The organism is Agromyces sp. NSFZ (genome assembly GCF_056156205.1).
The window spans coordinates 3,206,635-3,224,826 of record NZ_CM149585.1; the positions used below are offsets into that span (position 1 = coordinate 3,206,635).

General features: G+C 71.8%; 15 protein-coding genes. 5 read left to right on the forward strand and 10 right to left on the reverse strand.

Annotated features, from left to right (window positions below):
- The first annotated feature begins 4 nt into the window (after positions 1 to 4).
- Positions 5 to 1,171 (forward strand): RtcB family protein, encoded by a 1,167-nt coding sequence (locus ACVFI9_RS15200; RefSeq protein WP_474763040.1) that lies wholly within the window; start codon positions 5 to 7, stop codon positions 1,169 to 1,171.
- Positions 1,172 to 1,491: 320 nt separating this feature from the next.
- Entirely contained in the window at positions 1,492 to 3,258 is a 1,767-nt protein-coding gene (locus tag ACVFI9_RS15205; RefSeq protein ID WP_474763041.1) for a sigma-70 family RNA polymerase sigma factor, read from the forward strand.
- Positions 3,259 to 3,300: 42 nt separating this feature from the next.
- Here ACVFI9_RS15205 and ACVFI9_RS15210 read toward each other — a convergent pair whose 3' ends face one another.
- The gene (locus ACVFI9_RS15210; RefSeq protein ID WP_474763042.1) at positions 3,301 to 4,221 is read right to left on the reverse strand and encodes a zinc-binding dehydrogenase; all 921 of its coding nucleotides are present in this window, start codon (positions 4,219 to 4,221) and stop codon (positions 3,301 to 3,303) included.
- Positions 4,222 to 4,248: 27 nt separating this feature from the next.
- Positions 4,249 to 5,484 (reverse strand): MFS transporter, encoded by a 1,236-nt coding sequence (locus ACVFI9_RS15215; RefSeq protein ID WP_474763043.1) that lies wholly within the window; start codon positions 5,482 to 5,484, stop codon positions 4,249 to 4,251.
- Positions 5,485 to 5,621: 137 nt separating this feature from the next.
- Between ACVFI9_RS15215 and purU the strand changes: the two genes are divergently transcribed.
- Together purU and ACVFI9_RS15225 are read left to right on the forward strand one after the other, a co-directional pair.
- Entirely contained in the window at positions 5,622 to 6,494 is an 873-nt protein-coding gene (purU, locus tag ACVFI9_RS15220; RefSeq protein WP_474763044.1) for a formyltetrahydrofolate deformylase, read from the forward strand.
- Positions 6,495 to 6,648: 154 nt separating this feature from the next.
- Positions 6,649 to 7,017, forward strand: a complete 369-nt coding sequence (locus tag ACVFI9_RS15225; RefSeq protein WP_474763045.1) for a YrdB family protein — start codon at positions 6,649 to 6,651, stop codon at positions 7,015 to 7,017.
- A gap of 250 nt (positions 7,018 to 7,267) precedes the next feature.
- Here ACVFI9_RS15225 and ACVFI9_RS15230 read toward each other — a convergent pair whose 3' ends face one another.
- A complete protein-coding gene (locus ACVFI9_RS15230) occupies positions 7,268 to 8,350 on the reverse strand; it encodes an ABC transporter permease (protein ID WP_474763046.1) in 1,083 nt (360 codons plus the stop codon).
- A gap of 91 nt (positions 8,351 to 8,441) precedes the next feature.
- Here ACVFI9_RS15230 and ACVFI9_RS15235 point away from each other — a divergent pair, with 91 nt between their 5' ends.
- Positions 8,442 to 9,032 (forward strand): TetR/AcrR family transcriptional regulator, encoded by a 591-nt coding sequence (locus ACVFI9_RS15235; RefSeq protein ID WP_474763047.1) that lies wholly within the window; start codon positions 8,442 to 8,444, stop codon positions 9,030 to 9,032.
- A gap of 19 nt (positions 9,033 to 9,051) precedes the next feature.
- Here ACVFI9_RS15235 and ACVFI9_RS15240 read toward each other — a convergent pair whose 3' ends face one another.
- From ACVFI9_RS15240 to ACVFI9_RS15270, 7 genes are all read right to left on the reverse strand, one after another.
- Entirely contained in the window at positions 9,052 to 9,837 is a 786-nt protein-coding gene (locus ACVFI9_RS15240) for a glucosamine-6-phosphate deaminase (RefSeq protein WP_474763048.1), read from the reverse strand.
- A gap of 119 nt (positions 9,838 to 9,956) precedes the next feature.
- Positions 9,957 to 11,528 carry a glycoside hydrolase family 3 protein gene (locus ACVFI9_RS15245; protein ID WP_474763049.1) on the reverse strand — a complete coding sequence of 524 codons (1,572 nt, stop codon included), beginning with the start codon at positions 11,526 to 11,528 and terminating at the stop codon, positions 9,957 to 9,959.
- Positions 11,525 to 12,367, reverse strand: a complete 843-nt coding sequence (locus ACVFI9_RS15250; RefSeq protein WP_474763050.1) for a carbohydrate ABC transporter permease — start codon at positions 12,365 to 12,367, stop codon at positions 11,525 to 11,527. The genes ACVFI9_RS15245 and ACVFI9_RS15250 overlap by 4 nt, the downstream gene beginning before the upstream one ends.
- Complete coding sequence (locus tag ACVFI9_RS15255) at positions 12,364 to 13,344, reverse strand: carbohydrate ABC transporter permease (RefSeq protein ID WP_474763051.1); 981 nt, start codon at positions 13,342 to 13,344, stop codon at positions 12,364 to 12,366. The genes ACVFI9_RS15250 and ACVFI9_RS15255 overlap by 4 nt, the downstream gene beginning before the upstream one ends.
- A gap of 85 nt (positions 13,345 to 13,429) precedes the next feature.
- On the reverse strand, positions 13,430 to 14,662 hold the full coding sequence (locus tag ACVFI9_RS15260) for an extracellular solute-binding protein (protein ID WP_474763052.1): 1,233 nt from the start codon (positions 14,660 to 14,662) through the stop codon (positions 13,430 to 13,432).
- Positions 14,663 to 14,907: 245 nt separating this feature from the next.
- Entirely contained in the window at positions 14,908 to 16,785 is a 1,878-nt protein-coding gene (locus ACVFI9_RS15265) for a heavy metal translocating P-type ATPase (protein ID WP_474763053.1), read from the reverse strand.
- Positions 16,786 to 16,958: 173 nt separating this feature from the next.
- Positions 16,959 to 18,173, reverse strand: a complete 1,215-nt coding sequence (locus ACVFI9_RS15270) for an NADP-dependent isocitrate dehydrogenase (protein ID WP_474763054.1) — start codon at positions 18,171 to 18,173, stop codon at positions 16,959 to 16,961.
- Positions 18,174 to 18,192: the final 19 nt, after the last annotated feature.

The following is an 18,192-nucleotide window of genomic DNA, read 5'->3' on the forward strand; positions in this document are numbered from 1 at the left end:
CGCGATGCAGCGGATCGGCGACAAGCTCCTCAGCTGGGCCTCCGTGCTCGACCCTGCGGCACGCGACCAGGCACTGGCCACGGCGTCGCTCGACATCGTGCACCCGCACGTCGCGCTGATGCCGGATGCGCACCCGGGCCTCGGCGCCACGGTCGGCTCGGTGATCCCCACCCGCGGCGCCGTGATTCCCGCGGCCGTGGGGCTCGACATCGGGTGCGGCATGATCGCCGTGCGCACGCAGCTCGTCGCGGCGGACCTCCCCGACGGCCTGGTCCGGCTGCGCGAGGCGATCGAGGCGGCGGTCCCGCTCTCCGCCGGGCACTACAACGAGGTCCTCACACCGTCGGCGGAAGCGCGTGTGCGCGAGCTCGAGGCGGCGGCCGCCGACGCGGGATTCGATCCGGCCGACCCGACGCGCAACTGGCGGTTGCAGCTGGGGTCGCTCGGCAGCGGCAACCACTTCATCGAGGTGAGCCTCGACGAACTCGACCGCGTCTGGCTCTTCCTGCACACCGGGTCGCGCGGCGTGGGCAAGAACATCGCGGAACGCCACATCCGGGTCGCCAGGAACGAGGCGACCGCGACACGGCTTCGCCTTCCCGACCCCGACCTCGCGTGGCTCTCGGAGGGCACCGCCGCGTTCGAGGCCTACATCGCCCAGATGCGGTGGGCGCAGCGATTCGCCCTCGAGAACCGCGAGGAGATCATGGACCGCGTCGTGGCCGAGCTGCAGCGCTGGGCGGGCGTGCGCGTCGTCGAGCAGGAGCGCATCAACTGCCACCACAACTTCACGCGCCGCGAACGGCACTTCGGCGAGGAGCTGTGGGTCACGAGGAAGGGCGCGATCCACGCCGGTACGGGGGTGCCGGGGCTCATCCCGGGGTCGATGGGAAGCCGATCGTACGTGGTCGCCGGCCGGGGCAACGCGCTCGCCCTGGACTCGGCGCCGCACGGCGCGGGGCGGAGGTACTCGCGTTCGGCCGCCCGGCGAACCTTCACGATCGCGCAGCTGCACGAGGCGATGACGGGCATCGAGTACCGCGACACCGCCGCGTTCCTCGACGAGATCCCCCAGGCATACAAGCCCATCGACCTCGTCATGGCGGATTCGGCGGATCTCGTCGACATCCGGCACTCGTTGCGACAGGTCGTGAACGTGAAGGGCGACTGAGCCGCGGACTCCGTGAGCCGTGCGGGGTCCGGAGGCGTGTTCCCCATCGCCTCCGAACCCCCGCGCGGTCGACGCGCGCCTCGACCCCCGACGTGCGCGTCCCGCCGGCGATGCCGGCTCCGCCCCGCGTTCGAGCTCGATGCGAGGCGGCGGTGCTCGGGCTCCCCTGAGTGCCCTCGACTGAAGAGACGGGCAGCGGTCGCATCCATGACGCACGTCCCGGAGAAATCTGCTGGAATGTGGAAGATCCCCCGGCGGCGTCATGATCCGCACGTTCCCGCGTCTGTATTCATGAGGCCCCTACCCGACCTGGAGGCGACGTGCCACCCCTGCGCACCGACCTGTCCGACGGCGCGCTCATCGAGCGCACCCGTCGCGGCGACCGCACCGCCTACGGCGAGCTCTGGCGGCGGCACGCGGCGTCCGCACGCACCGTGGCGAGCTCCTACAGCTCGCTGGACGCCGACGACCTGGTCGCCGAGTCGTTCACGAAGATCTACGACGCCATCCTCGGCGGCGGCGGGCCGACGAGCGCGTTCCGCCCGTACCTGTTCACCACGCTGCGGAACACCGCCGCGAGCTGGGGGCGCGGACGGCGCGAGGCGAACCTCGAAACGCTCGAGTCGTTCGAGGACCCCACGACGAACGAGGCTGCGACGCTCCGCTCCCTCGACCGGTCGACGACCGTCCAGGCCTTCCGCGCGCTGCCGACCAGGTGGCAGGAGGTGCTCTGGTACTCCGAGGTCGAGGGCATGGGCCCGCAGCAGATCGCCCCGCTCGTCGGCATGACGGCGAACGCCACGGCCGCGCTGGCCTATCGCGCGCGGGAGGGCCTGCGACAGGCATGGATCCGGGCGCACCTCCGGAACGCCGAGGGGGAGCCCGAGTGCCGCTGGACCATCGACCGCCTCGGCGCATACACCCGCGGCAGACTCCGGGCGCGCGACACCGCGAAGGTCGAGGCGCATCTCGACGATTGCGCGAAGTGCACGATCGTCGCTGCGGAGGCGCGCGACGTCGGATCGCGCCTCGCGCTCGTGCTCCTGCCGCTCACCGCCGGAGTGGGTGGCGCGACGGCGTACTCGGCATGGCTGTCGCAGGGCGCACCAGCGGTCGACGTCGCCATGGGTGCGGCCGGGCTTCCGGCGGTGCTCGTCGGGGTACCGGGGATGGCCGGCAGCAGCGTGGCCGTCGCCGGCGGCAGCGCGGCCGGCGGCGGCGCGGCCGGAAGCACGGCAGCCGGCGGCAGCGCGGCCGGAAGCTCACTCGGCGCGAGCGGGGTCGCGGTGGGCGCCGGCGTCGGCACGCTGGTGGTCGCCGCGGCCGCGGTCGCGGTGTTCATCGCCATCCCCAATCTCACCGCCGCGAGCGGCACGCCGCCCGCCGCCGCCGCCGGGCCGGCCGTCGACGCCGTGCCCGGGGTCGCGCCGGCGCGCCCGCCGTCACCGATCGTGCCCGATCCGCCGACCGCTCCCGACGCGCCCACGGCGCCCGACGTCCCCGACGCGTCGGTCCCGGCCGCACCTGCGGTCGCCGAACTCGGCGCGGCTGCGCACGTCGAACCCGTGCCGGTCGACCACGGCGCGCCTGCTCCATCGTTCTCCGCCGACACCGCGGGCGGGCTCGTCGATCCGCTCCTCACCGGCACGGCCGTGGCCGGCGCGAGCATCGTCGTCACCGCCGATGACGGGCGCTCCTGGGCGACCGCCGCCGATGCGACGGGTGCGTGGACCCTCGTCGCCGACGACCTGTCCGCCGGCGTCACGCTGCTCACGGCGACGCAGACCGATGCCGCCGGTGCGGTCTCGCCCGCGAGCGAACCCGTCGTCGTCGAGCTCGCCACCCCGGCGCTCGCGCTGCGCCGAAGCGGCCACCTCGTGTGGCATGCGGCGTTCGCGGGCGTGCCGGGCTCGAGCGTCGAGCTGCTCCTCGACGGCGCCTCGCTCGCCACGGTCGAGCTCGACGGCGCGGGGTCGACGAAGGCGATCGCGCTGACCGTCGGCGACGAACTCGCCGACGCCATGGTGCGGTACACCGCGGACGGACGCACCGGACCCGCGTCCCGGGTGGTCGTCGAACCCGACTGACCCGTCGCGCCGAACGTCCGCGGCACCGGGCCATGACCGTGGTCAGTCCACGTGGAGCACGGCCTTGCCGCCGATGCGCCGACGCAGCAGGTCGTCGATGGCGGGCACGGTCTCACGCCACGAGCGCTCCATTCCGATCTGGCAGTCCAGCCGTCCATCGACGATGAGCCGGCAGAGGCGACCGAGGTCGGTGCGGGTGCTGCCGTGCGCGGCGAGTTCGTCCGGGAGGTTCAACGTGTAGATCTTCGCGCCGACCGCCCGGTCCAACCGCCCGGCCCGGAAGGCGACCATCTCGTCGGCGCTCTGGGTGCCGACATTGACGAGGACTCCGTGGGCCGCGAGGTGTTCGATGGCGGTGCCGAACGTCGTGCCTCCGACGGTGTCGACGATGGCATCGAAGTCGCCGTCGATTCGCTCGACGACCTCTCCGGCGCCGAGTCGGCGCAACGGCGCTCCGGCCCCGGTCGCGTCGCGTACCAGCGCGGTGACGTACGCTCCACCGGCGTGGGCCAGCTGGATCGCGAACCGCCCGACACCTCCGGTCGCGCCCGTGATCAGCACCCGCCTCCCGAGCAGCAGCCCCGCGACCTCCAGCGATCGCAGCGCCGTCAGGCCGGCCGTGGGGAGCGCCGCGGCCTGTCCGTCGGAAACGCCTTCGGGGACCACCGCGATTCGCTCGGTCGGGACGGCCGCGAGCTGCGCCCAGGCTCCTCGCCTGAGCAGGCCGACGACCCTCGTCCCGGCGCCCGGCCCGCTTCCGTCGCCGGCGGGTCGTTCGACGACGCCGGCCACGTCCCAGCCGGGGGTGACGCCTTCGGGCAGGTCGGGCAGGTCCAGGACCTCGCCGCGGTTGAGTGAGAACGCCCGGACGCGGACGAGTGCCTCGTCGGGCAGGGGAACGGGCTCGGGGACCTCGGCGAACGCCAGATACGGTGCACTCGGAACGGTCCTCAGCGCGAGCATGCGTCCGACTCTACGGCGGCGTGGTGCTCACCGCGTCGTCGATGGCTCGACCGCGGGCCGTTCGGTGATCGAGACCGACTGACGCGGCGCACCGAACGCCTCGCGCGCGAGCCCGAGGGCGACGAGGGCGAGCAGCGCGGCGTACGCGAACGGCAGTGCGCCCACCCCGAGCCGGTCGAAGAGGACGGCGCCGATCAGCGCACCACCGCCGATCCCGATGTTGAACGCGGTCGTATAGAGGGCGCTGGCGGCGTCGCGGTGGGCAGCCGGCGCCGACTGCAGCATGCGAGTCTGCAGGAGCGGCGGGATGGCGCCGAACGCCACACCCCAGACCGCGAGCGCGATGATCGACGGCACGGCACCCGGCGCGAGGCCCAGCACCACGAGCGACGCCGCGACGAGCGCCATGGCGACCACGAGCGCCCGCACCGGACGAGTCGCGAGACGGGATCCGGCCAGGGCCAGCCCGACGGCGCCCGCCACGCCGTAGACGAAGAGCAGCGGACCCACGGCGCCGACGTCGAGGCCGACGACCTCGGTGATGAGCGGTGCGACGTAGGTGAACACGGCGTACTGGCCGAGCATGGTCGCCGCCGTCACGGCGCAGACGAGCAGCACGGGACCGAGCGCCACGTCGCCTCGGCGGAAGCGGGCCGCGGTCGCCGCCTGCGACCCGCGCACCGGCGGCAGGAACCGCCACACCAGGAGGCCGCCCACGAGGGTCAGCGCCCCGACGATGGCGAACACCGGACGCCAGCCGATGGCCTGGCCGAGCACCGTCGTCACGGGCACCCCGGCCACGAGCGCGAGGGTGCCGCCGCCGAGCGTGATCGAGACGGCGCGCCCGATCTGCCCGTCGGGCACGAGACGGGCGGCATACGCGGCGACGAGCGCCCAGAACAGCCCGTGTGCGACACCGCCGGCGACGCGGAGCGCCGCGAGCATCCAGTACTCGGGCACGAACGCCGAAGCGAGCGTGGTGAGACCGAGCACCGCGATCACCGCGACCATGAGGCCGTGGCGGGGCATCCGGCTGGTGAGGGCCGTGAGCGGCGTCGACGTGACGACCACCGCGAACGCGAAGACCGAGACGAGGAGGCCGACGAACGGCTCGGCCACGCCGAGCCCCTCGCTCATGCCGGGCAGGAGCCCGGTCGGCAGCATCTCGATCGTGATGGACAGGAAGACCCCGGCTGACAGCACGAGCAGGCCGAGCCAGGGCAGACGGGGTGCGCGCACGCGCACGGATTCGGTGACGGACATCAGGATGTCTCTCCGACGGCGTTCCCCGCGGCGGGTGCGTTCACCGCGCGGGTCGACTACGCGCTCATGTGCGCGCCCAGGGCCGTGCGTCGTCCGCAGGCCACTGACGAGTCTACCCGACGCACTACGCTGGTCGGATGCCGTCGGACGCCGCGCCCGCCCACCTGTTCCACTGGGTCGTGACCCTCAGCTGCATCGACGGGCCCGGCATCGTGCACGCGGTGAGCGGTGCGATCGTCGCCGCCCGCGGCAACATCACCGAGAGCCAGCAGTTCGCGAGCCATGACACGGGCCGGTTCTTCATGCGCCTCCAGGTCGAGTCGCCTGCCGGCCGCGCCGAGTTCGAGGCGGCGCTGGCCCCGGTCGCGCGACAGTGGGACATGACGTGGCATCTCGACGAGGTGGGCCGGCCGCTGCGCACGCTCGTGCTCGCCTCCACCGCGGGCCACTGCGTGAACGACCTGCTGTTCCGCCGGCACGCCGGGCAGCTGCCGATCGAGGTCCCGCTCGTGCTCTCGAACCACGGCACGCTGCGTGATCTCGTCGACTTCTACGGGGTGCCGTTCGAATCGCTGGCGGTGACGGATGCCACGTCGAAGGCGGCCTTCGAACGGCGCGTGCTCGACGCGGTCGACGAGCACGACATCGAACTCGTCGTGCTCGCGCGCTACATGCAGATCCTCTCGCCCGAGCTGTGCGAGGCGCTCGCGGGTCGCTGCATCAACATCCACCATTCGTTCCTGCCGGGCTTCAAGGGGGCGAATCCGTACCGGCAGGCGCACGCGCGCGGCGTGAAGCTCATCGGCGCGACCGCGCACTTCGTGACGAGCGACCTCGACGAGGGGCCGATCATCGAGCAGAACGTCGTGCGCGTCGACCACTCGCGCTCCGTCGCCGAGCTCGTCTCGGTCGGACAGGACGAGGAGAGCCGCACGCTCTCGCAGGCCGTGAAGTGGTTCGCCGAGCGGCGGGTGCTCCTCGACGGCGCGCGCACGATCATCTTCCGCTGACGCCGCCACTTCCCGTTCCCGTTCCCGTTCGCGAGCACGTGCAATTCCGACGAGTGCGCGTGCGTTACCGCACGCCCTCGTCGGAATTGCACGTGCTCGCGGGTTCGGGCGAGGTGGGGTGGAGCTGGAGCTGGGCGAAGTAGGCTGGGAAGCCGTGAGCAACACCCAGACGAACGAGCCCCTGCCCAAGGTCGGGCCGAACGACGTCCTCCGCTTCCTCCTCGAGCTGTTCGCCTTCGTGAGCCTCGGCATCTGGGGGTTCCTGGCGTTCCCGCTCCCGTGGCCGGGCGTGCTGATCGGCCTGGGCGCGCCCGCGGTGGCGATCGTGCTGTGGGCGCTCTTCGTCTCCCCCAAGGCGGTCTTCCGCGTCGACGTGTTCGGCAAGGCGCTCGTGGAGATCGCCGTGTTCTCGGCCGCCGCGATCGCCTGGTGGATGCTCGGACAGCCGGTCGTGGCCATCGTCTTCGCGCTCGTCGCGGCGGTGAGCGGCATCATCAACGGCCGCAAGCAGCTCGCCGGCTGACGCCGCGCCGCAGGCCGACGACGCCGGCGAGGCCGGCGCGCGCCGACGCAGGCGCATCCCGACACACGCCCGTGCACACTCCTGCGGATATACGATCCGACACCCGGCCGAAGACCTCGCGGGCCCGGCGCGCCGGATCGTATATCCGCTGAGAGGGACGCCGCGGATGCCGCAGGGCTGACGCCGCGCCGCAGGCCGACGCACGCCGGCGCCCGGGCCAGAGGGCCGAGCGCCGGTGCGTGGCATCCGGTCAGATGGAGACGAGTTCCTCCGCGGGGGCATCGGCCACCGCAGCCTCGGCGTCGGGCTCGGCGCCGCCCGCGGTGCGGAAGTGTCCCACGATCGAGAGCAGGATGCCGCCGACCGCCCACGAGGCGAGCACGAGCCATGGGAACGTCGTGTCGGCCGCCGGGAAGTACGACAGCTCGCGCATGAGCGTCGCGGCCGCCCCCGGCGGGAACCACTGGCCGACCTCTCCCCACGGCGCGAGGATGAACTCCTTGGGGAGGGCCGCGCCCGAGATCGGGTTGGCGAACAGCAGCATGACGACGGGCCCGACGGCGATGCCGGGGCGCCCGATCAGCGCCACGAAGCCCGTGATGGGTGCGGCGATGGCGACGAGCGCGAGCGCGATGCCCGCCGAGTTCAGCCAGAAGTCGCCCTGCAGCGAGCCGAACCAGCCCTGCAGGATGCCCGCGAGCGCGAGCCCGCCGACCGCCGAGTACACGAGCACCGCGGCGACCCGGCGCATGGCGCCGATGACGACGACCGAGATCGCGATGCCGCCGATCATTCCGCCGAGCACGAGCGGGAACAGGGCCGCCGTGAGGCCGGTGCCCCGCGGGTCGGACTCGGCGAGCGGCACGACGTCGGTGACGGTCACGTCGAGGTGCGGCGGTGCAGTGGGCGCGCCGGCCGCCGCTGCCGCGGCGGCGGCTTGCGCGTTGACGCCCTCTTCGAGCTGGGCGGCCACCGTGTTCAGGAGTTGCGCGACCACGAGGCTCGACGCCGATGAGGTGAGCACCTCGGGCTCCTGGCCGAGGATGACGGCGCCGTAGACGTCGCGGGTCTCGATGGCGTCGACGGCCGTGGCGCGGTCGTCGACCTCGCGGAACGCGATGGCGCCGTCGGACTGCTCGTCGACGGCGGCCTCAGCGGCCGAGACGGCCTCGGCCGGACCCGTGATCGCGATGGGCAGGTCGTGCGGCTCGGCCGTCACGGCGGGCCAGGAGAACGCCAGCACGATGATCGCGAGGACGGCGGCGAGGGCCAGCGAGAGGCCCAGCACGCGGCCGATCGGCGTGTGCGCGGTGGTGCCGGACTGGTGCGACATTCGATCCTCCAAACAAAAACGAATATTCGTTCTTTATCCTGGAGCCGCTGTCTATGCTTGTCAAGAACGTTCATTCCGTTTGGGGGCGCCGATGCCGAAGGTGACCGAGGCCTACCGCGAGGCGCGGCGCGATGAGATCATCGCCGCCGCGCTCCGCCGCTTCGCGGCGAGCGGGTTCCAGCGAACCTCCATGGCCGACATCATCGCCGAGTCGGGCCTGTCCGCTGGCGCGATCTACGGCCACTTCGCGGGCAAGAAGGAGCTCTTCGCCGCCGTCGCAGGGCGCGTGCTCGACTCCCGACGCGGCGAGTTGCAGGCCCGCCGTCTCGAGGGATCCCCGCTGTCACCCGGTCAGGTCATGGCGACGCTCATCGACGGCATGCGCCGAGAGCCGTTCAGCGGCGTGCTCATCCAGCTGTGGGCTGAGGCCGCCATCGATCCCGACATGCGCGAGCCCGTGCACGACGTGCTCATGACCGTCCGTGCGACGGTCGAGGCCGCCTTCGCCGAATGGGCGGCGGCCGAGCCGGGGCGTGTCGACGGCGACCCCGGCGAGTGGGCCGCCCGGCTCACGCCCGTGGCGCTCGGGCTCATGCCCGGGTTCATGGTGCAGCGGGCCATCGCGTCGGACTTCGACGAGGACGCCTACCTCGCCATGCTCCCCGAGGCCCTGCCGCACTGACGGCGACGGCCTCGGGCGGTCAGATGCCCTGCCATCTGGGCTTGTTGGTCCACGCGTGCCGATAGTAGGCGAGGTTGTCGAGCTCGGATGCCGCGGCCTCGTCGACCACGACCGTCGTGTGCGGGTGCAGCTGGATCGCCGATCCCGGCTGGCTCGCCGTCACCGGGCCCTCGACCGCCGCAGCGACCGCGTGCGCCTTCGCCTCGCCGAACGCGAGGAGCACGAGGTGCCGCGCGCGCAGGATCGTGCCGATGCCCTGGGTGATGCAGTGCATCGGCACGTCGTCGGGCGAGTCGAAGAAGCGGGCGTTGTCGGCGCGCGTGGGCTCGGTCAGGGTCTTGACCCGCGTGAGCGACGCGAGCGACGAGCCCGGTTCGTTGAAGCCGATATGCCCGGTGCGCCCGATGCCGAGGATCTGCAGGTCGACGCCGCCCGCCGCGAGCAGCGCTGCCTCGTAGTCGGCGCCGGCGTGCTCGATGGACGCCGGGTCGCCGTTCGGCACGCGCACCAACTCGGGCGTGAGGCCCAGCGGCTCCACCACTTCGCGCGCGATGACCGCACGGTAGCTCTCGGGGTGACCGGACGGCAGGCCCACGTACTCGTCGAGCGCGAACCCGCGGACGCCGCGCACGTCGATCGATCCCTCGGCGATGCGGTCGGCGAGCGCGCGGTACGTGGCGAGCGGCGTCGAGCCGGTGGCCAGACCGAGCACCGCGTCGGGCTTCGAGCGGATGAGGGCGACGATGGCGTCGGCGACGAGGCGGCCTGCGGCATCCTCGTCGGCGACGATCACGACTTCGGCCATGGGTGTTCTCCTCCGAGGGCGGCACCGGCGACGGATGTCGGACCGGGACATGACCCGCAACGACCCGAGGCCGAGCGAGGCGGAACGGCCGCGTCGGCGGCCGTCCCTTCAGGATATGGTCACGGCGTCGACGTCGCGGCGAGCGCCACCGCGTCGCCCACGAAGCCGAGGAGCGCCTCCCCCACGAGCCGAGAGGCGCCGAACGTGGCGACGTCCGCGTAGGCGCGGTCGTCGGACGGCCAGCCCATGTCCACGGTCACGACGTCGTCGCGCGCGGCGCGCAGCATGTCGATGGCCGCGAGGGCGAACGGATGCCGGTGCAGGTCCTTGCCCACCACGAGCACGGCACCTTCGAGGCCGGCCGGATCGGCGAGCGGTGCGTCGGCGGAGACCGTGATGATCCGGGCGGCGTCGAACCACGTGGCATCCGCTGCCGTCGTGGATGCCGCGGCCGCGGCGAACGGACCCCACGGCGCATCCCCGATCGCGATGTTCGCCGCGGCCTCGATGCGCACGACCGTGCCGATGCGCGAGGCCGACGCGAGGCGGTGGCGCGCGACATCCGCCACCTCGAATGCGCCCGCCAGTCGCGCGAGGTCGTCCGCATCGTGCCACGGTTCCACGATCGCGGGCGGAGCGGAGGCCGCGGCGATCGCCGGCACTGCACCGACCGTCGGCGCCGGCGTCGCCGCGGCGAGCCGCCGCACCCGCTCCGCGGCGTCGCGCACCCTCCCGGCGGCGAGCCGGCCGCCGACGACCGCGGCCTCGATCGCGCCGACGATGTCGTCGAGTTCGTCGGCCGCGGTCTCGCTGCCGAGGCAGAGCAGGTCGCATCCGGCGACGAGGGCGCGCACCGCGGCCTCGGGGATGCCGTGCACGCCGCTCGCACCGTGCATGTCGAGCGCATCGGTGATGATGACGCCGTCGAACCCGAGTTCGCCGCGCAGCAGGCCCCGCACGACGCGTGGGGAGAGCGTGGCGGGGTTCACCGCGTCGAGCCGCGGCAGCAGGATGTGGCTCGTCATGATCGTGCGCGCGCCCGCCGCGACGGCCGCGGCGAACGGCACGAGCTCGCGAGCGCGGAGGGTCGCGAGCGACACGTCGACGACGGGCAGCGCCAGGTGCGAGTCGGTGGCGGTGTCGCCGTGCCCCGGGAAGTGCTTGGCGCTCGCGGCGATCCCCGTCGCCTGGAGGCCGCGCACCCAGGCCGCCGCGTGGCGGCCCGCCAGGTGCGGATCGACCCCGAAGCTGCGCACGCCGATCACGGGATTGTCGGGGTTGGAGTTCACGTCGACGTCGGGCGCGAAGGCGAGGGTGCATCCCGTGGCCGCGAGCGCCTCGCCGACCGCGCGTGCGACGCGCTCCGTGAGCGCGACGTCGTCGATCCGGCCGAGCAGCGCGTTGCCCGGGTAGGGTGCGCCGACGGCGTGGAAGAGGCGGGTGACGTCGCCGCCCTCCTCGTCGATGGCGACGACCGCGACCGGGTTCGCGGCCCGCAGCGACGCGTTGAGCTCCCGCAGCTGCCCCGCATCGGTGATGTTGTGGCCGAAGATGCAGACCCCGCCGAGCCCCTCGGCGAGGCGCCCGAGCAGCCAGTCGGGCGCCGCGGTGCCGGCGAACCCGGGAAGCAGGGTCGTGAGGATGTCCCGGCGCAGGTCGTCGCCCGCGCCGGCCGGTTCGCGCTCGCTCATCCCTTGACGGCTCCGCTCACGAGCCCGCTCGTCATGCGGTGCTGCACCAGGAGGAAGAAGACGACGACCGGCAGCGCGACCAGAGTCGACGCCGCCATGAGATGCGCCCAGTTGACGCCGCCGTTCGGGTCGAGGAAGGTGCGCAGCCAGACCGGCAGGGTCATCGCCTCGGGGCGCGGGTTCAGCACGAGCGCGAACACGAACTCGTTCCACGCCTGGATGAACCCGAAGACCCCGGTCGCCACGAGTCCCGGCGCCAGCAGCGGGAAGGTGATGCGCCAGAACGCCTGCGCCCGGGTCAGTCCGTCGATCATGGCGGCCTCCTCCAGCTCGGCCGGCACGCCGTTGACGAAGCCGCGCAGCGTCCAGATGGTGAACGGCAGCACGGTCGCCACGTACACGGCGGTGAGGCCCGCGATCGAGTTGAGCAGGCTCCAGCCGTCGACGAGGCGGAAGATCGAGATGATCATCGCCTCGGCCGGGATCATCTGCACGATGAGGATCGCGACGATGAACGTCACGCGGCTCCGGAACCGGAACCGGGTGACCGCGACCGCCGCGAGGAACGAGAACACGAGCGCGATGAGCACCGTGAGCACGGTGACCTGGAGCGAGTTGAGCAGCGCGGGCACGAACGGCGCGCGGCCCGTGTCGAGCACGATCGCCGCGTAGTTCTCGAGGGTGGCGTTGTCGGGCCAGAAGTGCAGCTCGGTTCCGCGCACCTGGCCGTTGGGCTGGAGCGAGGTGTTCACCATCCAGTAGACGGGGAACGTCGAGCACGCGAACACGATGATCGCGGCGATGCCGGCGAGGATCGAACCGAGGCGGCGGCCGGTCACAGGCTCTCCTCCCTGACGTTCTGGCGCACGTAGACGACCGCGAGCCCCACCAGCAGCAGCACGACGATCACCGAGATGGCGCCGCCGACCCCGAAGTCGCCGGAGCCGAGCGAGACGCGGTAGATGTACACGCCGAGCGTGTTGGTCTGCTCGGCGAGGCCGCCGAGGGATTGGAGCGCGTAGATCTGCGTGAAGACGCGGAGGTCCCAGATGACCTGCAGGATGGTCACGACCGCGAGGATCGGACGGATGGTGGGCACCACCACGAACCGGAACCGCTTCATGGCCCCGGCGCCATCGAGCTGCGCGGCCTCGATCACCTCGTCGGGCACCTGGGTGAGACCCGCGTAGACCGTGAACGCCGCGAACGGCACCGCGCCCCAGACGATGACGATCGCGGCGACGAGGAAGAAGCTCAGCGGGTCGATGAGCCACGAGTGCCCCGCGAACTCGGGGCCGAACAGATTCGCGAGCACGTTGTTGAGCACGCCGTACTGGGTGTCGAAGATCCACCCCCAGACGATCGTCGCCGACAGCGGCGGCATGGCCCACGCGAGCAGGAGCCCGACGGAGACGAGCGTGCGCAGCCAGGTGCCCAGCCGACGCATGAGCAACGCCACCAGCACGCCGAGCACCATGGTGACGACCACACAGATCCCGGCGAACAGAAGCGAGCGGCCGAGCACCTGCCAGAACTCGTCGTCGCCGAGCACCTCGAGGTAGTTGTCGAGCCCGATGAACTCCGGCGCGGCACCGAACACCTGTTCCCGGCCGAAGCGCTGGAACGACATGACCACGAGCTGCACCAGCGGCCATCCCGTGATCACCACGAGCACGAGGAGGGCGGGCATGAGCAGGGCGTACGGGGTGAACCCGGCGCCGCGGCGCCGGCGCGGCGGTTCGGCCGGCAGGCCCGCTTCGGGTTCACGGGCGGCGACGTCCGGCACCGTCCTCGGCCCGGTCGTGGTCGTGCTCATCGGTTCTCCTCGGTTCGTCGGGGCGCCGGGCCGGCGACGTGCGTGGTCGCCGCCGGCCCGGTCGCTGCGGGGCATCCGAACGGGTTCAGCCGTTCAGGATGTCCTCGATCTTGCCGTCGACCTCCTCGGCGAGGCGCTTCAGGTCGCCGCCTTGCGCGACCTTCACGAAGAAGTCCTCGAGCACGCGGGATGCCTCCACCTCGGCCCAGTTCGGCGACGCCGGGGTCAGCTTGGCACTGCCCGCTGCCGCGGTGAAGGCCGCCGCCTCGGGGGTGTCGCCGAGGGTGGGCGCCAGCGACTGCTTGGCCGGGATGAGGCCGTTCTCGCCGTAGATCGTCTGGAACCCGTCGCTCAGGATGATCTCGAGCGCCTTCTTCGCGAGCTCGGGGTGCGCCGACTTCGCCGAGATGCCGATGTTCGACCCGCCGGCGAACGCCTGCGCAGCGCCGCCGTCGGCGCCGGGAAGGGCGTACACGAGCGGTGCGGAAGGCGGTGCGGCCGTCTCGCACTCGCTGGCGAGGCCGAGCGCCCAGTTCGGCGCCGAGAACTGGATGGCCTGACCCTCGCAGTACGGGGTCCACGGTTCGGCGTTGTCGCCGTCCTTCGGCGCGAGCGTCGCCGTGGTCATGAGGTCCTGCACCTGCGCGAGGCCGGCGAGCGACTCGGGCGACGACAGCTGCGCATCCCACCCGTCGCCGTCGGGAACGGCGATCTCGCCGCCGTTCTCCCAGATGAAGGGGAGCGCGTTGTACCAGTCCTGACCGGCGAAGTAGACGCCCGATTTGCCGGGGTTGGCTGCGGCCAGCTCCTTCGCCGTCGCGACGTAGTCGTCGAGGGTGGCCGGCGACTCGGTCACGAAGGCCGGGTCGGCGAACACGACGCGCGCGCCCGCGTACAGCGGCGGGGCGTAGAACCTGCCGTCGTACGAGCCGGCCTCGACGAACCCGGGAAGCAGGTCGTCGCCACCGAGCGCCTCGTAGTCGTCGCTGAGGTCGATCAGCGCACCGACCGACGTGAAGGCCGGAGCCTGCGTGTTGCCGAACTCCACGACGTCGGGGCTGTCGGAGCTCGACAGGCTCGTCGTGAGCTTGTCGACGAGGCCCTCCCACGTCTGCTCCTCGATGACGAGCGTGGAGCCGGGGTTCTCCTCCTCGAAGGTCTCCACCAGGTAGTCGCGTGCCTCGTCGGGCGTGTCGGTGCCGACGAGCCACACGCGGATCTCGGCGCCCTCGTCGGAGGCCGCGTCGCCTCCGGAGGCGCAGCCGGCAAGAGTGAGCGCAGCCGCGGCGCCGAGCGCCACGATGCCGAGTTTCCTCATTCGTCGTTTCCTTTCGTGGGTGTGTGCTGAGCGGTCGAAGTATTCGTTAGTAAACCTTACGAACTAATGCGGGGCAAGAGTTCGACGGATGTTTCGGCGGCACGTTACCAAGCTGTGACCGCGGGTGGTGGCCGACGCCACTGACGGGCTCGCGGGCAGCGGGGCGCGTGCTTTCCTGAACGAGACGTCGCGGATGCACGATCGCACCAGCCATCCGCGACGGCTCGATGCAGACCGGGTGCGGGTCAGCGCGTGACGACGGCGGCTCGCGCGCGCGACTCCGCGGTCGCTGCGGCATCCCGGCGCCCGCCGATGGCACGCAGTGCGGCGAGGATCGCGGCGAGGTCCACGAACTCCTGCAGCAGCGCCCCGGCCGTCGCGGGGATGAATCCGAACGCGGCGACGACCATGAGCCCGACACTCACGATGATCCCGAGCCAGATGCTCTGCAGCGCGATGCGCACGGTGTCGCGGCCGATCTCGACGGCCTTGGCCGTGCGGGAGATGTCGTCGACGAGGATGACCGCGTCGGCCGACTCGCTCGCTGCGGTGGCCCCGCGAGCACCCATCGCGATCCCGACGTCGGCCGCCGCGAGCACCGGCGCGTCGTTCACGCCGTCGCCCACCATGATGACGGGGCGTTCGGCGATCGCGGCGACGTCCCGCACCTTGTCGGCGGGCAGGCATTCGGCACGGACGCGTTCGATGCCGATCTCCGCGGCGATGTGGTCGGCGGTCGCCTGCGCGTCGCCCGTGAGCATCATCGTGTGCGTGACGCCGGCAGCCTCGAGTCGGTCCAGGGTCTCGTGCGCGTTGCGGCGGAGCTGATCGCGCGCGATCAGCGCTCCGGCGTACACCCCGTCGACGGCGACGTACACGGCGAGCTCGCCGGGGGCGATGTGGGTGCGCCGGGTCGCGGGCGCGTGCTCGAGCACGTAGGCGTACTTGCCGATCAGCACCTCGCGTCCGCCGATGGTCGCGACGACGCCGTTGGTGGCCGCCTCGCGAGCGCGTTCGGCCTCGGTGAGGCGGAGCCCGCGTTCGGCCGCCGCATCGATGATCGAGGCCGCGAGCACGTGCGAGGAGTACTGCTCGGCGGACGCCACGAGTCGCAGCAGCTCGTCGGGGTCGAATCCGGGCTCGGGCCGGACGGCGACGAGCTCGGGTTCGCCGTGCGTGAGGGTGCCCGTCTTGTCGAACACGACGGTGCGCGCCCTGGCGAGCTGCTCGAGCACGCCGCCGCTCTTCACGATGATGCCGTTGCGAGCGGCACGGCTCATGCCGCCGATGAACGCCACGGGTGCCGCGATCAGGAGCGGGCACGGCGTGGCCAGCACGAGCACCTCGGCGAACCGCACCGGGTCGCCGGAGATCCACCACGCGACGCCGGCCAGCAGCAGCGAGAACACCGTGAACGGCACGGCGTAGCGATCCGCGAGACGGACCACGGGGGCCTTCGACTCGGCGGCGCCCGCCACGAGCGCGACGATCTGCTGGTACTGGCTCTCGGCTGCGGTCGCGGTCGCGACGATCTCGACGGCCGCCTGGCCGTTCACCGATCCGCTCAGCACCTCGTCGCCCGCGTGCTTCTCGGCCGGGAGGCTCTCGCCCGTGATGGACGACTCGTCCACCAGCATCTCGATGGAGCTGAGGACGCCGTCGACGGGCACGATCTCCGACGGACGCACGATCAGCACATCGCCGGGGAGCACGTCGTCGGCGCGGATGTCTCGGATGCGATCGCCCTCGACGCGGTGCGCCGTCTGCGGCGCGCGGGTGAGGAGCGCGTCGAGCTCGCGCTTGGCCCGACGATTGGCGTAGTCCTCGAGGGCCTCGCCGCCCGTGAGCATGAGCACGACGATCAGGGCCGCGATGTACTCGCCCACGAGCACCGTCGCCACGATCGCGGTGACCGCGAGGATGTCGAGACCCCAGTGGCCGCGCAGGAGGTCGCGCACCATGCCGACCGCCTGCCACGCGGCGATGCCGAGCGCGTAGGCGCCGAAGACCCACGGCACCGACTCGCCCCAGCCGATCAGCGCGAGCACGATGCCGACCAGTCCAACGGCCAACGTGAGCGTCACGGCCCAGTACCGCCGAGCGAGCTTCAGGACGACGACCATGCCTCCATCCTCCCCCGGATCGCGAACGATCGTGACCGGGCGGCGCCCGGCAGGCGTGCGGCGCCCGGCAGCAGCGGGCCGCCCGGCGAGCGATCGTGCGGCACTCACGACGACGGGGCCGGATGCCGCAGCGGCATCCGGCCCCGTCTCGACCGTGTGGCAGCGCCCTGAGGTTAGGCCAGGCGCGCCTTGAGGTTGTCGGAGAGCGTCTGCAGGAACTCCTCCGTGGTCTGGTACGGCTGGTCGGGCCCGACGAGGAGCGCGAGGTCCTTCGTCATGGCACCCGACTCGACCGTCGTCACGATGACGTCCTCGAGGGTGTGCGAGAAGTCGATGAGCTCCTGGTTGCCGTCGAGCTTGCCGCGGTGCGCGAGGCCGCGCGTCCAGGCGTAGATCGACGCGATGGGGTTCGTCGAGGTGGGCTTGCCCTGCTGGTGCTGGCGGTAGTGACGCGTGACGGTGCCGTGCGCCGCCTCCGCCTCGACGACCTTGCCGTCGGGCGTGGCGAGCACGCTGGTCATGAGGCCGAGCGAGCCGAAACCCTGCGCGATGGTGTCGGACTGCACGTCGCCGTCGTAGTTCTTGCACGCCCAGACGTAGCCGCCCTCCCACTTGAGGCTGGCCGCGACCATGTCGTCGATGAGGCGGTGCTCGTAGGTGAGGCCAGCCGCGTCGAACTTCTCCTTGAACTCGGTGTCGAAGATCTCCTGGAAGATGTCCTTGAACCGGCCGTCGTAGGCCTTGAGGATGGTGTTCTTCGTCGAGAGGTAGACGGGGTAGTTGCGGTCGAGCCCGTAGTTCAGCGAGGCGCGCGCGAAGTCGCGGATCGAGTCGTCGAGGTTGTACATGCCCATGGCGACGCCTGAGCCGGGCGCCTGGAACACCTCGAACGACTGCGGCTCGGAGCCGTCCTTCGGGGTGAAGGTCATGGTGAGGGTGCCCTCGCCGTCGAAGCGGAAGTCGGTGGCGCGGTACTGGTCGCCGAACGCGTGACGGCCGACGATGATCGGCTTGTTCCAGCCGGGCACGAGGCGCGGGATGTTCGAGATGATGATCGGCTCGCGGAAGATCACGCCGCCGAGGATGTTGCGGATGGTGCCGTTCGGCGAGCGCCACATCTTCTTGAGGCCGAACTCCTCGACGCGGGCCTCGTCGGGCGTGATGGTGGCGCACTTGACGCCGACGCCGTGCTTCTGGATGGCGTGCGCCGCGTCGATGGTGATCTGGTCGTCGGTCTCGTCGCGCTTCTGGATGGAGAGGTCGTAGTACTCGAGGTTCACGTCGAGGTACGGGTGGATGAGCTGGTCCTTGATGGCCTGCCAGATGATCCGCGTCATCTCGTCGCCGTCGAGCTCGACGACGGTGCCTTCAACCTTGATCTTGGACAAGAGGATGTCTCCTTGGGTT

Coding starts and splice junctions, on each gene's coding strand:
- ACVFI9_RS15200 (WP_474763040.1), top strand. CDS start 5: ATGCAGCGGATCGGCGACAAGCTCCTCAGCTGGGCCTCCGTGCTCGAC.
- ACVFI9_RS15210 (WP_474763042.1), bottom strand. CDS start 4,221: ATGCTCGCGCTGAGGACCGTTCCGAGTGCACCGTATCTGGCGTTCGCC.
- ACVFI9_RS15215 (WP_474763043.1), bottom strand. CDS start 5,484: ATGTCCGTCACCGAATCCGTGCGCGTGCGCGCACCCCGTCTGCCCTGG.
- purU (WP_474763044.1), top strand. CDS start 5,622: ATGCCGTCGGACGCCGCGCCCGCCCACCTGTTCCACTGGGTCGTGACC.
- ACVFI9_RS15230 (WP_474763046.1), bottom strand. CDS start 8,350: ATGTCGCACCAGTCCGGCACCACCGCGCACACGCCGATCGGCCGCGTG.
- ACVFI9_RS15235 (WP_474763047.1), top strand. CDS start 8,442: ATGCCGAAGGTGACCGAGGCCTACCGCGAGGCGCGGCGCGATGAGATC.
- ACVFI9_RS15240 (WP_474763048.1), bottom strand. CDS start 9,837: ATGGCCGAAGTCGTGATCGTCGCCGACGAGGATGCCGCAGGCCGCCTC.
- ACVFI9_RS15245 (WP_474763049.1), bottom strand. CDS start 11,528: ATGAGCGAGCGCGAACCGGCCGGCGCGGGCGACGACCTGCGCCGGGAC.
- ACVFI9_RS15255 (WP_474763051.1), bottom strand. CDS start 13,344: ATGAGCACGACCACGACCGGGCCGAGGACGGTGCCGGACGTCGCCGCC.
- ACVFI9_RS15260 (WP_474763052.1), bottom strand. CDS start 14,662: ATGAGGAAACTCGGCATCGTGGCGCTCGGCGCCGCGGCTGCGCTCACT.
- ACVFI9_RS15265 (WP_474763053.1), bottom strand. CDS start 16,785: ATGGTCGTCGTCCTGAAGCTCGCTCGGCGGTACTGGGCCGTGACGCTC.